A 14,379-nucleotide genomic window follows, 5' to 3' on the forward strand; every position below is an offset into this window, starting at 1 on the left:
CGGCCGGTGCGCATCGAGACACTGTCGTTAGCAACCGTTGTCAATGCAGGGTGAACACGACGACGTCGCTGTCCAGGTCGGTCCTCGTCACCGGCAGCCCCTGCACCGACCGCAGCAAGGCCCTTTCGTACGTGGGGGACTTGTCGTCGGCGGACCGCGGCCGCTCCAGCAGCGACCTGATCACGATGACCTTGCGGATGCCGTGGCTCTTGAAGTCGTCGACGCTGCGCGGGCTGGGGAACGCCGTGGCGGCCTTGGACAGCTCCGTCCACGACTTCGGGTAGTTGCCGGTGTTGCCGTTGGCGATCACCGGGAACCCCTCCTTGATCGACCACAGCATCGGGATCGAGTCGCCGGTGAGGTGGATCGGCAGGACGAGCGTGGGCCCGGCTGGTTCCATCCTGAACGCCTCGCTCAGCGCGGCGGGCGGCTGCGGCGGGTGCGCGTACGGCAGCACCGGCGCGGACTCGACCACGGCGCCGACAGCGGGCAACACCATCACCAGCCCGAGCAGTCGCCGTTTCACCGGCGACCCAGTCCGCTTCTCCGCCAGAGCCTGCGCCAGCCTGGTCACCGCGCCCGCGGCGAGCAGGATCAGCAACAGGGTCGTCCAGATGATCAGCCTGCCGGGCGTGCGCAGCGCGTCCCAGCCCGGCATGAACCGCCACACCAGCAGGTACGTGAAGGTGCCGTGGAAGAAACTTGTTCCCAGCGCCAGGATCCCGGTCAGCACCGCGCCCGCGCCGAGCAGGATCCGGGCCCTGCGCGACCAGGCGCTGACGAACAGGCCGATCACCGCGAACATGATCAGCACGAGACCGGGGAAGATCCACTTCTCCCACGGGGCCGGGTCCATCTCCCACGTCCACCGGGTGAGCGCGGTGTCGCTCCACAGCCACGAGAAGTGCGACGTGGTGATCAGCCCCTGGGGCGGCGGGGAGTACACCGCCAGTTCCTCGGCCGTCCGTTTGAACTGGTAGATGTCGACGACACGCAGGTACGGCAAGATCATCAGCAACGTGATGACCAGCAACACCCCCACGCCGACGCCGTTGGCGAGCACGAGCCGCCGGGTGATCTGGCTCCGCTTGCGCCACATCGAGACCGCGATCGCCACGCCGACCGCGCCGAGCACGTAGGAGAACGGCAAGCCGGTGGCGAACCCGATGGTGATCTGCCACGTGGCGATCAGCCATCCGGCCAGCGCCCAGCCCGGCCTGGCCAGTTCCGGCCGGAAGCCGCCGCGCAGCGAGAACCCGTGCCCGCGGGCCAGCGCGAACAGGGCGAGCGCGATGCCGCCCGTCGACAGGAGGTTGAGGTGGTGCACGTGCGCGAGCCGCCACGGCGCCCACGCGAACACCACTCCGCCGAGGGCGGCCGCGTGCCAGCTGCCGCCGAGCTGGCGAACCAGCCAGTACCCGCCGACGAACGCGAGGGTGCTCGCGAACAGGAAGACGATGTTGTAGCGCAGCAGCGCGCCCGCCTGGTCGTCCCCCCCGATCAGGCTGAACGGCAGGTAGCCGAGCAGCGAGTCGGTGAAGGCGAAGTTGTTCTTCGCGCCGAGGAAGATGTTGCCGGTCCAGAAGTCGCCGCCGTCGAACAGGAAGTGCCGCTGCCAGGCCAGCTCCCACGTCTGCAGCAGCGGGTCGCCGAGGTCGAACAGGACCGTGGTGCGCGGCGCGCGCACGATCGGCCAGCAGAAGGCCACCGCGAGCGCCAGCCCGCCCAGGATGACCAGCACGGGCTCCTTGAGAGCCCGGCGCGGCCCGGTGTTCTCAGGCCGCCGTGGTCCGCTGGGCGCGGTCTGCTCGGGGGCAACAACGGTCTGTGTGCTCAACAATCCCCCTGGAACAGCGACTTTCCGGGCCCGCGCAGCAGCACTCAGCGAACACCCGGCCCGACAATACTGGACCGCACGGCGCGCACTTACCCGCACGACGTGTTGGTCACCATGGTGCGAATGCAAATATTCGGTCCGTTCATCGCTGAGCCCGGACCGCTGACATGACGATGAGGCCATTTGGGTGACGGCCAAGCACTGTCCGTTGTACAAACAGTGGCAAGATTCGCCTGTCACGGTGACCATGGCGACCGGAGAGGATCAACCACCGTCCTTCCCGGCAAGGCACAGACCTTGCCCGTTAAGCACATCCGTCCCGGTCGCGCCGCCATGGCTGACGGCTGGGAGCGAGAATCGCCACATGGCTCCATGGCCGGGATGAAGGGGGCTGACTCATGGGTTGGCAGGACGAGCTGCAGAACTTGGACGAGCAGTTGTCCGCGGGGCAGATCCGCGCGGAGGAATACCGCAAGCGGCGTGACGAGCTGCTCGCCGCCGCGTCGAGCGGCGCGGTCAGTCTGCGACGGGTGCACCGGCAGAAGTCGCCGTCCATCGCCAACGCGTTCAGCTCGGAGACCAAGCCGGACACGAGCCGGTCGGCCGACGTGACCCAGAAGGTCCCCGCCAGCGCGTGGCAGACGGCCAGACCCCAGACGCCCTCGCTGCCGCCGCCGTCGCAGCCCACCACACCGCCGCCGCCATCGTCACTGCCGTCGTCGCCGCCCGCGTCACCCCCGGTGCCGCCGCCCCCACCGGCGTCGACGTCGACGGCGCTGGTCCCGATGCACGGTTCGGAGGTGTTCGGCAAGCCGACGCAGTCCAGCACGCGCAAGTCGTCGAAGATCCCCAAGGTCATCGTGGCCGTCGTGGTGCTCGCGCTGGTCGCGGGCGGGGTGTGGTGGTTCGCGTTCCGCGGCACCGACGGCGCCGACAACAAGGCGGCTGCCGAGCAGCCCAACGCCGCGCCACCGGCGGCCACGTCCAGCGAGCTGACCCTGGAGAAGCTGCCCAACCCGACCGATTCGCAGCTGTCGACGACGGGTGTGCTCACCGTCGACCAGGCGCAGACCAACAACCTGATCCGGCCGGACGAAGCCGCCTACCTGACCGCGACCGACCTGCAGCGGATCTACTTCCGCACGATCGTCACCGGCAACCTGAGCTACCAGCTGTTCGCCTTCCAGACCCAGACCGACACCGGCGGGCAGCGCATCGTGTCCGGTGCGCTGGAGCGCGGCAAGCGGGTGAGCATGGTTCCCGCCACGATCGACGGCCTGCCCGCGAAAGTCACTGTGACGAAGATCCTGGTCGCCGGGGCGGCGTACTACGAAGCGGTGTACCCGATCGACAAGGGCGCCGTGCGACTGGTCGTCCTGCAGTCGGGACCGAACAACGAACGGCAGCTGGTCAACGCGATGAAGCGGACGGCCGAGCTGACGACCGCGTCCATCAAGCCCAAATAACGGCTCGGTAGCGACGTACGGGCGCCCGTGGGCATGCGCAACAATGTGACCCGTTTGAACGATTCTGGAGGGTCGGATGTCCTGGCAGGAAGACCTCAGGCAGCTTGATCAGGCGCTTGCGGAGGGGCGGATCCACGCCGACGACTACCGCAAACGCCGGGATCAGCTGCTGGCGACGGCGACGGGGGCCACGACGCCGCCCGCGCCAACCGGGCCTGCCAGCAACCCGTTCCCGGCGCAGCAGCCGCAGGCGACCAACAGCGGCCCGTTCCCCGCCCAGCAGCCGCAGGCAAGCAACAGCGGCCCGTTCCCCGCCCAGCAGCCGCCCGCCAGCAATCCCTTCCCGGCGCAGCAACCGCCCCAGCAGCCCACGCCGCCACCACCACCCCAGCAGCCCACGCCGCAGCAGCAGGCCGAGGCCACCCAGGTGCACCAGCCGGGCCAGCAGCCCACCAGCGGCCCGTTCCCCACCGCGTTCCGGTGGGAACCGACGCAGGGCGGCGCCGAGTCCACCCAGATCGTCGGCCAGCAGCCGGGCGGCAACCCGGATGTGACGCAGGTCGTCAGCCAGGAGCCGGGCGGCAACACAGCCGAGGCCGAGCGGACCCAGGTCGTCCGCCCGGTCCAGCAGCCGGGCATGCAGCACCAGGCGCCGTGGCACTCCACACCGCCGAACCCGAACCAGGGCTCGCCGTGGGGTGTCGACGACCAGCCGATGCCGTCGATGCAGCCGACGTGGCTCGCGCAGGGCCCCGAGGTCTTCGCCGAGGACAAGGGCTCGAAGTTCGGCAAGGGCGCCAAGATCCTCGTCGCGCTCGTGCTGGTGATCGGTCTCGGTGTCGGGGCGTACTTCGTCTTCTTCACCGGCAAGGACGAGAACCAGCCCGGCGCGATCGAGCCGCCGCCGTCGCCGACCCCGACCAGCACGACGAAGCCGAAGCCGCCGCGCGACGAGCTGTCCATCGCCGACATGCCGGGCAAGCTCAACGAGAAGTACAACAGCGTCAAGACGTTCGCCGACGCCAAGGCCGAGAACTTCCTGACCCCGACCGAGGTGCAGATCCTGACCGACGCCGGTGCGGGCAAGGCCAGGCTGGCGGTGTCGGACACGCCGGAAGCCATCAACCCGTCGGTGTTCACCACGCAGACCACGTCGGCCGAGACCGCGGCTGTGGCCAGGGACAAGCTGGCCGAGCAGCAGATCGTCAACGGCGCGAAGGCGCTCGAGAACCAGCCGACCGGCGTGATCGCGTCCAAGTACGACAAGACGGCCAACACCCCGGCGTTCATCCGCGCGCACTACGCGCACAAGGGCACGCTGGTGCGGATCCAGGTGGTCGGCAGTGACCTGGTCACCGTCACGGAGGTGTTCAACGACCTGCTGGCCGACCAGCTGAAGATCCTGGCCGCGAATGGCTGACCGCCCCGGCGCCATCGCGTGCACGATCGTCGCGCGCAACTACTTGCCGTTCGCGCGTGTCCTGGCGAAGTCGTACCTGGAGCACCACCCGGGTCACGAGTTCGTCGTCGTCGTGACCGATGGCGTACCAGGGGGTGTGACCGGGGACGGCTTCCAGCTGGCCGGGCCCGAACTGCTCGGCGTCGACCGGGCCGACTACCTGCGGATGGCGACCGCCTACACGGCGCAGGAGCTGGCGAGCGCGGTGAAACCGTTGCTGCTGCGGCAGTTGCTCACCCGCGCCGACGTCGTCGTCCACCTGCACCCCGACATCCACGTGCTCGCGCCGATGCCGGAGGTCGTGCGGCTCGCGGCCAGCCACGACATCGTGCTCACCCCGCGGTTCCTGTCGCCGCTTCCCCGCGACCACAAGGAACCCGACGACCTGACCGCCCTCGGCGAGGGCATGTTCGACCTCGGCTTCGTCGCCGTGGGTCAGGGCGCCGGGGATTTCCTGGACTTCTGGGCCGACCGGCTGCGCCAGGACGCGCTGGTCGACGCACCCCGGCAGATGTTCGCCGACCAGCGGTGGGCCGACCAGATCCCCGCCCTGTTCCGGCACACGGTGATCAGGGACACCGGGTTCGACGTCGCCTACTGGAACCTGCACGAGCGGCCGGTCAGCCGCGCCGCCGACGGCACGCTGCGCGCCGGCGCGCATCCCCTGCGGTTCTTCCACTTCAGCGGCTACCGCCCGGAGGACCCGTGGCTGCTGAGCGTGCACTGCACGCTACGGCCGCGGATCAGGCTGTCCGAGCACCCCGAAGTCGCGCGGCTCTGCGCGGCCTACCGGGACCTGCTGCTGGCCAACGGTTACCGCGAGCCGTTGAAGTCGGTGCCGTACGGCTTCGACACGTTGCCCGACGGCACCGAGCTGACCACGTCGCTGCGCCGGGTGTTCCGCGACGCGTGGATCGAGGCGGAGCGGCCGGACGCCGAGGACATGCTGTTCAAGCGGGCCGTCACCGAAATCCCGCCACACCCGTTCGGCGACGACAACGGCGCCGAGTTCCAGCGTTGGCTGTCCACACCGAGCACACCGCCCGCCGAAGCGGCCGGGATGAACCGGCTGGTGATGGCCGTCTGGGAGCAGCGGGACGACTTGCGACGCGCGTTCCCGTCGCCGTGCGGCAGCGACGCGGCGGCGTTCCGGCACTGGTGCCGGACGCACGGTGTGGCCGAGGAGATGGTTCCGAAGTGGGCGCTGCCCCAGGAACCGCGCGCGCTGCGTCCGCCGGTCGACGAGTTCGGCGTGAACATCGCCGGGTACCTCACCGCGGAACTGGGTCTCGGCGAGATGGGCCGGATCATCTCGAAGATGGTCGAACGGGCCGGGATCCCGCTGGTGTCGGTCGTCGAGGAGCACTCGCTGGCCTGCAGCACCGCGCTCGCGCTGCCGCCGACCGCGGGCAGGCCACGGTTCCCGGTGACGATCATGGCCGTCAACGGCGACCAGACCGAGCTGCTGATGTCCAGCTATCCCGAGATCGGCCACGAGCGGTACCGGATCGGGCTGTGGGCGTGGGAGCTCGAGGACTTCCCGGCGTCGCAGCACGGCGGTTACGACCTCGTCGACGAGATCTGGACAGTCAGCGAGTTCTGCGCCAAGGCGTTCGCCCGGCACACGTCCGTGCCGGTGAAGGTGATCCCGGTGCCGGTGCTGGATCCCGGACTGCCACCGCGGCAGCCGAGGCAGCCGGGCGAACCGGCCCAGTTCTTCTTCGCGTTCGACTACAACAGCACAGGCGAGCGCAAGAACCCGTGGGGCGTGGTCAAAGCCTTCAAGAAGGCCTTCCCCGGCCGGACCGACGTCAAGCTGGTGATCAAGGCGACCAACGGGCAGTTGCACGCCAAAGCGGTCGAACGCCTGCTGTACGAGGTCGACGGCGACCCGCGGATCGAACTGGTCGAGCGGTACCTGTCCGTCGCGGAGCTGAACAAGCTCTACGCCGACAGCGACTGCTACGTGTCACTGCACCGCAGCGAGGGTTTCGGCCTCACGGTCGCCGAGGCGATGATGCGTGGAATGGCCGTCATCTCGACGGACTACTCCAGCACGACGGAGTTCTTCGACGACGATTCGGGCTGGCCGATCCCGTACCGGACGGTCGAGGTCGGCCCGGGCTGGCCGCCGTACCAGCAGGACGGGCACTGGGCCGATCCGGACCTCGACGCGGCCGCGGCGGCGATGCGCGAGATCGCCGACAACCCGGCCGAGGCGCATCGGCGTGGCCAGGCCGCGCGGGAGTACCTGCTGCGCACCCGTTCGCCGGAAGCAGCCTCCGCGTGGATCACCGAGCAGTTGCGCGACGCGCACAGGACCTGGCGGGCCCGCAAGTCCGACAAGCCGACGCAGTCGCTGCTGCCCACTGATCCCGTGCTGCGGCCGTTGGCCGAGGCGCGCGAGGCTGTGCGGTGGCGTGCGGAGACCAACGGGCCTTCCCGGCTGCCTCTCGCCCCCGCGATGCGGCGCGTCGTGCTCCGGTTGATCGACCACTACGACGTGCACCAGCGCAAGGTGCTGGCCACTTTGGCCGATGGCGTGCAGACCGCGCTCGACCGGCTCAACCGGCGGTTCGTGGACACGACCGACGCGCAGAACGCCCGGATCGAGCAGCTGTCGGAGCAGCTCGGCAAGGTCGAACGGATGCTGGACGAAAGACTTGCCGGAGGGGAATCAGATGAGCAAGGAGCTTGACAGAGTCCGCGACGCCTGGGAAACACTCGGCACGTCGGACCCGTACTGGGCGGTGCTCACGGAGCACGAGTTCCACGACGGCCAGGCCAAGACCAGGTTCTTCGACAGCGGCCGGGCCGAGATCCGCGCACTGCTCGACATCCTCGACAGGTTCCGCAGGCCGTACGGTGACACGGCGGTCGACTTCGGCTGTGGCGTCGGCCGGTTGAGCTTCGCGCTGGCCGAGCACTTCAAGAGCGTCACGGGTGTCGACGTGGCGCGCTCGATGATCGAGGAGGCGCGGGCAAGCAACCCGTTCCCCGACCGCGTCCGGTTCGTCCACAACGACGCCGCGACGCTGCCGTTCGACGACGACTCGGTCGACCTGGTGATCAGCGTGATCACGTTGCAGCACATCAGGCCCGCGCTGACGCTGCGCTACCTGCTCGAGATGGCGCGGATCGTGCGTCCGGGCGGGCACCTGCTGTTCCAGATCCCCAGCCACATCCCGGCCGTGCGGCCGATCCCGCCATGGCACAGCAAGGCCGAGCTGCGCGTGGTGGAGGCGCCGTCGTCGCTCGAAGTCGGCGAGAACAGCTACATCCGGGTCGGCATCACCAACCTCAGCGACGGCGAATGGCCGCGCGGGCAACTGCTCAACGCGGGCAACCACTGGCGCCGCAACGGGTTGATGGTGATCCAGGACGACGGCCGCGACAGTGTTCGCTGCCCGCTGGGGCCGGGTGAGCAGACCGAGGCCCTGATCCGGATCAAGGCACCGACCGAGCCGGGGTCGTACGAGCTGGAAGTGGACATCGTCCAGGAATCCGTGGCGTGGTGGGCCGACCGGGGCAGCCAGCCGGTGCGGGTGCCCGTCGAGGTGCGTGCGTCCACCGCTGCTCCTGTGAGCGATGACACCGCTGAGGCCACACCTGCTCCGGCGACCATCGGCGCGATGGAGATGCACGGCGTGCGCAAGGACCTGGTGTGCTCGATGTTCGAGCAGATCGGCTGCACCGTGCTCGAAGCCGTGCCGGACGAGCGGGCGGGCAGCGACTGGGCCAGCTACCTGTACGCGATCGAAGTCGGCGAGTACCGCGTGGACATCAATCACGGCATCTGAGGACAGGCGTCCGGTTAGGGTGGGCTCATGGCGCAGACAACGCTGCCTCCGATCCACGAGGCATGGCTGCCCCGCGAGCACACCCTGTACCGGCCGCGACACGGTGCGCGGCAGCTCACGGCGATCATCTGCGCTGTCGTTTTCTTCGGATTGCCGGTTTTCTCGCTGACAGTCGGCATGCGGCCGACAGAGCTGGAGAACCACCGGCTGGCCGCGTTCCCCAACCCGGGCGACGGCTGGTCGTTCTTCGCGAACTTCGACGGCTGGGCCAACGACCACCTGCCGTTCCGCCGGGACGCGATCGACCTGGTCAACGGGATCAGCCGAGGCCTGTTCGGCGAGCCGCCCGCGCTGGGCCGCAGCTCCGAGGTGTCCGGCCCGGTCGCGGGTGTGCCCGCCCCGCAGAGCGGCGACAAACGCCAGATCAACCCCGGCATCACGATCCCGCTGGCCATTGAGGGCAAGAACGGCTGGATGTACTACGGCGACGACGTGGTCAGCCGCTGCAACCAGGTCCGTGACCTGAGGGCGACCGTGGACCTGATCCGCAGGCTGCGCGACGGCGTGAACGCGTCCGGCCGCAAGTTCGTGATGGTCGTGGCGCCGGACAAGTCGACGATTGTGCCGGAGAACCTGCCGAACACCTACGCGGGCAAGGACTGCCTGCAGAAGGTCAACAGCGAGCTGTGGCCGTTGCTCAACGAGCAGGGCGTCGTCGACCTGCGCGGCGAACTGCAGGCCCGGGGCAAGCAGTTGGGCAAGCCGGTCTACCCGCCGCTGGACGGCCACTGGTGGGACGAGGGCGGCGTCATCATGGCCCGCAGGCTGGCAGAGGCCATCCACCCGACGATCACCCGCAACTGGGTGACCACGCCGACGCAGGAGTACTCGGTCCCGTCCGACACCCCGCCGCTGATCGGCCTGTCCGGCACCAACAAGGGCTTCCAGTACGCGCTCAAACCGGACGGCGTGCGAGACCAGACGAGGGCCGTACCGCCGGACTTCAGCACGCCCGTCCAGGTCGGTCACGCCACCGGGCAGGGCACGGTGACCAAGTCGGTCGGCATGCTCGGTGACTCGTTCACCATCAAGGCGCTGCGCTACATCGCCGCCTCGTTCGGCGACCTGACCGTGCTGCACTACGGCAAGGTCAACACCGACAACGGCCGTGCTGCGGGTGAGATGCTCGCGCAGAACGAGGTCGTCGCGGTCGAGGTGGTCGAGCGCACGATCGCGTCGGGCAACAACCAGCTGCTGCAACCCGATGTGGTCGACGGCATCGTGCGTGTGCTCAACGAGAACCCGATCCGCAAGTAGCGTTTGGCGCGCAGCCGCGCGAGACTCGCATTTCGCTGATCAGTTGTCACTGTCTTCCGTTCCCGGCTTGTTTCCCTCAGCGAGCAACGCCATGGCGAGCAGAGCATCGGCGACGCGGCGCGCCTCCGTGGGTAGCAGATGCACCATCTTGCGGTCACCGGGCAGTTGGTCGAAAACGATTCTGGGCCCCACCTCGCGAACGTGCTGGTCCAGGTAGATGACCAGTTCCACGGGCTGGTAGTCCGACGGCTTGTGGGGCACCTGCCCTCGAACCTTCATGTCCTCCGTGGACAACAAGATGGTTCGCGCGTCATCGGACACGTGTCGCCGGTCGCTGACGTCCAGGTCACCCTCATGGAACTGGTCACACCAAGTCGGACACGGTTCGTGGAGCCAGAACGGACGGACCGTGGACACAGTTCCTCCTGATTGATGTGTTCGTTGAACGAGGCTCACAGAACCAGGACCGGCTACGATTACATAATGAGGCAACGCCACTACACACGGTACTTGACCATTTGCCCCCAATGCGCGCGGAGACACCGGTGACACGAGATGGAGCGGCTGCCGAGGAGAAGCCCGTTCCCGCTGCGGCACGGCTGTCCTATGAGATCAGGCGTCAACGAAAAGCCGCCGGTCTCAGCCAGCCCCAACTCGCAGACAAGGTCGGATACACACGGCAGTACGTCTCGTTGGCTGAACGAGTCGGCAGGAACATTCCTTCTCGTGAGCTGGTCGCCGCGATCGACAAGGCAGTGGTAGCGAACGGGAAACTGATCGAACTGCGGCAGCGAGCCAAGGCCGAACAGGCCGCCCTGCGTCAGAGCTCCAGACCCCACCCGGTCGACCGGCGAAGTTTGCTCGCTGCCGGTGGGGCTACCGCATTCGACACGGTCCTTTCATCGAGAACACGAGTCCTTGAGGCACTGGAAATCGTGACTTCAGGCGACGCGGATACACTCAAAGTCGCTGTCGGCTGCCTCGATGAACTGATCGCGCACCACGCGGAGAAACTTCCAGTATCACCAATGGTCGACATGTACGGCGACCTTCTCAATCTCCGGTCTTACGCAGGCGACCTGATGCGGCGATCAGGAACTTCCGCCCGTCGGCGAACCGACCTGACCACAGCGGCCGGGCGACTGTCCAATCTCCTCGCGGTCGTCACCAGCTACCTGGGAGACGACGAATCGACCTTGATCTGGTGTCTCGACGCCGAGCGGCGCGGCCATGAATCAGGGTGCCACGAGGTCAACGGCTGGGCCGCGTTGACCAGGGCAACGTCGGCCTACTACCAGGGCGATGCGAAACGCTCGATCGAGTACGCGGTCCAAGGTCAACGAACCGCCCCGGCTGGGACAGCCGCACATGCCAAGCTCGCCGCTCACGAAATGCGAGCACACGCGACGCTGGGAGACGTCCGTGGAATGACGCAGGCGCGGCACCGGGCCGCGCAGGTGATGACCGAACTTCCCGCAAGTGTTGCCACAACGGGGGCTTTCTCGATCGCGCGGTCTGAGGATCCCCCCTACACCGCTACTTCCCTCCTCCACCTGAACCAGTTCGGGGAGGCGGCGTCCGCGACGCGGGCCGTCATTGAGACCGCTTACCCAACAACTAGGCACGTTCACCATGAGAAGTCTTCCAGTTATGGCCGTACGCTCTTGATCCTCGCCCTTGCCGAAGCTGGCCTTGGTCGCGTTGACGAGGCAGTCGTGGCGGGCCGGACGGCACTCGAAGGTAGCGGCTCGACGTGGCCGACATTGGTACTGGCCGGGAAACTGGACCGGGTATTGTGGAGTCGCCACAAGAACTCGGCGGAGGTATCGGATTACCACGACCGCTACCTCGCCGCATCAAACGCATTCGGGCAGCGGCGATGACGGAGGAGTTCCGCACCCCTGAGCAGTTGGCTGCCATCACTACCTACGTTGATGTGACAGCACCGCCAACCGCGCCTACGGCTCATTTCATCTTCGGTACCAACCAGGTGATTCCGGCGAACATCGTGGCCGACCGCTACAGGGAAGGCCTGGCGCCGCTCGTGATCACCACAGGGGGCGCCAATCGCCACAACGGCGTCGTCGAAGGCCAGGAACTCCGTCGCCTGCTCACCGAGCAAGGCGTCAGCGACGCGGACATCCTCTGCGAAGATCAGTCGGCGAGTACGCAGCAGAACGTCGAACTCGCCTTGCCGCACCTCCGGGCGGCCGTGGATTCGGGATTCGCGGTCACTGCCGTCTGCAAGTGGTACCACCTTCGGGCCATCCACTACCTGCGACAACTTCTGCCGGAGGTGGACGGCATCCACGCCGTCACCTTCGAACCGGTCTACTCGAACGTGCCGATCACGCGCGAGAACTGGAGCCACCACCCGGACGGCAGAAGGCGAGTTCTCCGCGAGTGGCAAGAGGTGTCGCGCCGGATCGCGGATGGCAGCTTCGACAGGCTGGAGCTCGCCGGGGGCATGTGGCGATGACCGTCACCCGATCGGGGACGGCTCACGCGTGTCGGTGCTGTGTTACCCGGGTCACACACTCAACCGGTGGAGCCTCGGAAACGTCCTAGGAACGTAAATCCACCACCGACGGAGGCCCCGATGTGGTTGCCAGTCGTGATCGTGGCCCTGGGGACGGCGTTCTTCCTGGGCCGGTTGATGCACGTCATGCTCAAGCGACCGCGTAAGAGCTAACGGCCGACGGCGTACGCCTGCATGCCGCGGGCGTTGGCGGCGGCGCGCAACATGCCGTCTGCCGGGTCGCGGGAGACCGCCGATGTCCGGCCCAGCGTCCACGGACCCGCGTCTGTCACGAGGTGTCCGCGTTCGCGCAGTTCAGCGATGGTGTCGGCGCCGACCCTCGATTCCACGACCAGTTCGCCCGGCTGCCAGTAGCGGGGGAAGAACGAGCTCGGGAACGCGCCCGAGTGCCATGCCGGGGCGTCGACGGCTTCCTGCATGTTCAGGCCCGCGCCGATGTGGGCCAGCCAGAAACACAGCTGCCACTGGTCCTGCTGGTCGCCTCCTGGGCTGCCGAACGCGATCCTGGCGACGCCGTCACGCAACGCCATCGACGGTGACAGCGTGGTCCGCGGCCGTCGTCCTGGGCGCAGTGAGCTGGCGAAATGCCGTTCGAGTGTGAACATCTGCGCGCGGGTGCCGAGGCAGAAGCCGAGCGCCGGGATCATCGGCGACGACTGCAGCCAGCCGCCGGACGGCGTCGCGGAGATCATGTTGCCCGCCGCGTCCACCACGTCGACGTGCACGGTGTCGCCGCGGACCACGCCGCTGTTGCCGACGGTCGGTTCGCCGAGTGCGCCGGAGATCTCCTCGGCCGGGACGAAGTACGGCACCGCGAACTCCGGCAGCCGTGGCGGTCGGCCGTCCGGGGAGCCTGGCCGCAACTCGAACGAGGCGTGGTCTGTCACGAGTGCGCGGCGGTTGGCCGTGTAGTCGTCCGACAGCAACGCCGCCAGCGGGACGTTCGAGTCGTCGCCGTACCAGGCTTCCCTGTCGGCGAACGCCAGTTTGGTGCATTCGATCGCCAGGTGGATCGTCTCCGCCGTCGGCATTCGGTCTACATAGGACAGCCTGTCGGCGAGGCCTTCCAGCAGCCGCAGCTGTTGGGCCAGGACTGGTCCCTGGGTCCACGCGCCGCACTTGACCAGCGTCCAGTCGCCGAACTCGACCGTCAGCGCATCCTCGAAGGACGCCTGCCACGACGCCATGTCCTGGCCGGTCAACAGGCCCGCGTGGGACCGGCCCGAGTCGTCGAGGAACGCGTTGCGCGCGAAGGAGTCGATCTCCTCGGCCACGAACCCCGCCGACCAGGCCGCCCTGGCCGCCTCGATCTGCGTTTCCCGATCCGTGCCCGCGTTCTCCGCTTCGGCGAGCAGCCGTTCCCACGTGTCGGCCAGCACCGGGTTGCGGAACCGGGAACCCGCCGCGGGCGGGCGGCCGTCGGGCAGCCACACCGCGGCCGAAGTGGGCCAGTGTTCCGCGAACAGATCCGACACCGTGTCGATCACGTCCGGAATCCGAGGTAACAGGGGGAAACCGGTACGGGCGTAGCCGATCGCCCGATCCAGCACGTCACGCAGGCGTTTGGTTCCGTAGTCGCGTAACAGGATCAGCCAGGCGTCCCACGCGCCGGGGACGGTCGCCGCCAGCATTCCGCTGCCGGGGACCAGTTCCAGCCCGAGTCCGCGGTAGTGCTCGATCGTCGCGGACGCCGGTGCGACGCCCTGGCCGCATAACACCCGTGGTCGTGACTCCCCCGCGGCCTGGAACACCGCAGGTACCTCACCACCGGGGCCGTTGAGGTGCGGCTCGACCACCTGGAGCACGAAACCGGCGGCCACGGCGGCGTCGAACGCGTTCCCGCCGTCCTCGAGGACAGCCATCCCCGCCGCCGAGGCCAGCCAATGGGTGGTGGCCACCATTCCGTAGGTACCGGCGAGCTCAGGACGCGTGGTGAACATAGCCGACTATTTAAGCCGTCG

10 protein-coding genes are annotated in these 14,379 nt (G+C 68.0%); 7 read left to right on the forward strand and 3 right to left on the reverse strand.

The window, feature by feature from the left end:
• Positions 1-40: 40 nt before the first annotated feature.
• Entirely contained in the window at positions 41-1,837 is a 1,797-nt protein-coding gene (locus tag ALI144C_RS42795; protein WP_143231204.1) for a hypothetical protein, read from the reverse strand.
• Positions 1,838-2,235: 398 nt separating this feature from the next.
• On the opposite strand from ALI144C_RS42795, the gene ALI144C_RS56035 reads away from it, so the two are divergent.
• The 5 genes from ALI144C_RS56035 to ALI144C_RS42825 all read left to right on the forward strand — a co-directional run bounded on the left by ALI144C_RS56035 (position 2,236) and on the right by ALI144C_RS42825 (position 9,879).
• The gene (locus ALI144C_RS56035; RefSeq protein ID WP_168211494.1) at positions 2,236-3,303 is read left to right on the forward strand and encodes an SHOCT domain-containing protein; all 1,068 of its coding nucleotides are present in this window, start codon (positions 2,236-2,238) and stop codon (positions 3,301-3,303) included.
• 76 nt (positions 3,304-3,379) lie between these two features.
• Positions 3,380-4,723: a hypothetical protein gene (locus ALI144C_RS42810; protein WP_076993010.1), complete on the forward strand. Its 1,344-nt coding sequence runs from the start codon at positions 3,380-3,382 to the stop codon at positions 4,721-4,723.
• Positions 4,716-7,460: a glycosyltransferase gene (locus tag ALI144C_RS42815; protein ID WP_076993011.1), complete on the forward strand. Its 2,745-nt coding sequence runs from the start codon at positions 4,716-4,718 to the stop codon at positions 7,458-7,460. Before ALI144C_RS42810 ends, ALI144C_RS42815 begins: the two co-directional genes overlap by 8 nt.
• The gene (locus ALI144C_RS42820) at positions 7,444-8,562 is read left to right on the forward strand and encodes a class I SAM-dependent methyltransferase (RefSeq protein WP_076993012.1); all 1,119 of its coding nucleotides are present in this window, start codon (positions 7,444-7,446) and stop codon (positions 8,560-8,562) included. Before ALI144C_RS42815 ends, ALI144C_RS42820 begins: the two co-directional genes overlap by 17 nt.
• Before the next feature lie 27 nt (positions 8,563-8,589).
• Positions 8,590-9,879: an alginate O-acetyltransferase AlgX-related protein gene (locus ALI144C_RS42825; RefSeq protein WP_076993013.1), complete on the forward strand. Its 1,290-nt coding sequence runs from the start codon at positions 8,590-8,592 to the stop codon at positions 9,877-9,879.
• A 39-nt stretch (positions 9,880-9,918) separates the two neighbouring features.
• Here ALI144C_RS42825 and ALI144C_RS59260 read toward each other — a convergent pair whose 3' ends face one another.
• Positions 9,919-10,476 (reverse strand): DUF6907 domain-containing protein, encoded by a 558-nt coding sequence (locus ALI144C_RS59260; protein ID WP_441297599.1) that lies wholly within the window; start codon positions 10,474-10,476, stop codon positions 9,919-9,921.
• On the opposite strand from ALI144C_RS59260, the gene ALI144C_RS42835 reads away from it, so the two are divergent.
• On the forward strand, positions 10,425-11,762 hold the full coding sequence (locus ALI144C_RS42835; protein WP_168211495.1) for a helix-turn-helix transcriptional regulator: 1,338 nt from the start codon (positions 10,425-10,427) through the stop codon (positions 11,760-11,762). The two genes, ALI144C_RS59260 and ALI144C_RS42835, sit on opposite strands and share 52 nt — an antisense overlap.
• Positions 11,759-12,358, forward strand: a complete 600-nt coding sequence (locus tag ALI144C_RS42840) for a YdcF family protein (RefSeq protein ID WP_076993016.1) — start codon at positions 11,759-11,761, stop codon at positions 12,356-12,358. The genes ALI144C_RS42835 and ALI144C_RS42840 overlap by 4 nt, the downstream gene beginning before the upstream one ends.
• A 209-nt stretch (positions 12,359-12,567) precedes the next feature.
• On the opposite strand, the gene ALI144C_RS42845 is transcribed toward ALI144C_RS42840, so the two are convergent.
• A complete protein-coding gene (locus ALI144C_RS42845) occupies positions 12,568-14,358 on the reverse strand; it encodes a gamma-glutamyltransferase family protein (protein WP_076993017.1) in 1,791 nt (596 codons plus the stop codon).
• Positions 14,359-14,379 lie beyond the last annotated feature (21 nt).

Origin of the sequence: Actinosynnema sp. ALI-1.44 (assembly GCF_001984155.1) — a bacterium.
In the GTDB taxonomy this organism is placed as follows: Bacteria; Actinomycetota; Actinomycetes; order Mycobacteriales; family Pseudonocardiaceae; genus Kibdelosporangium.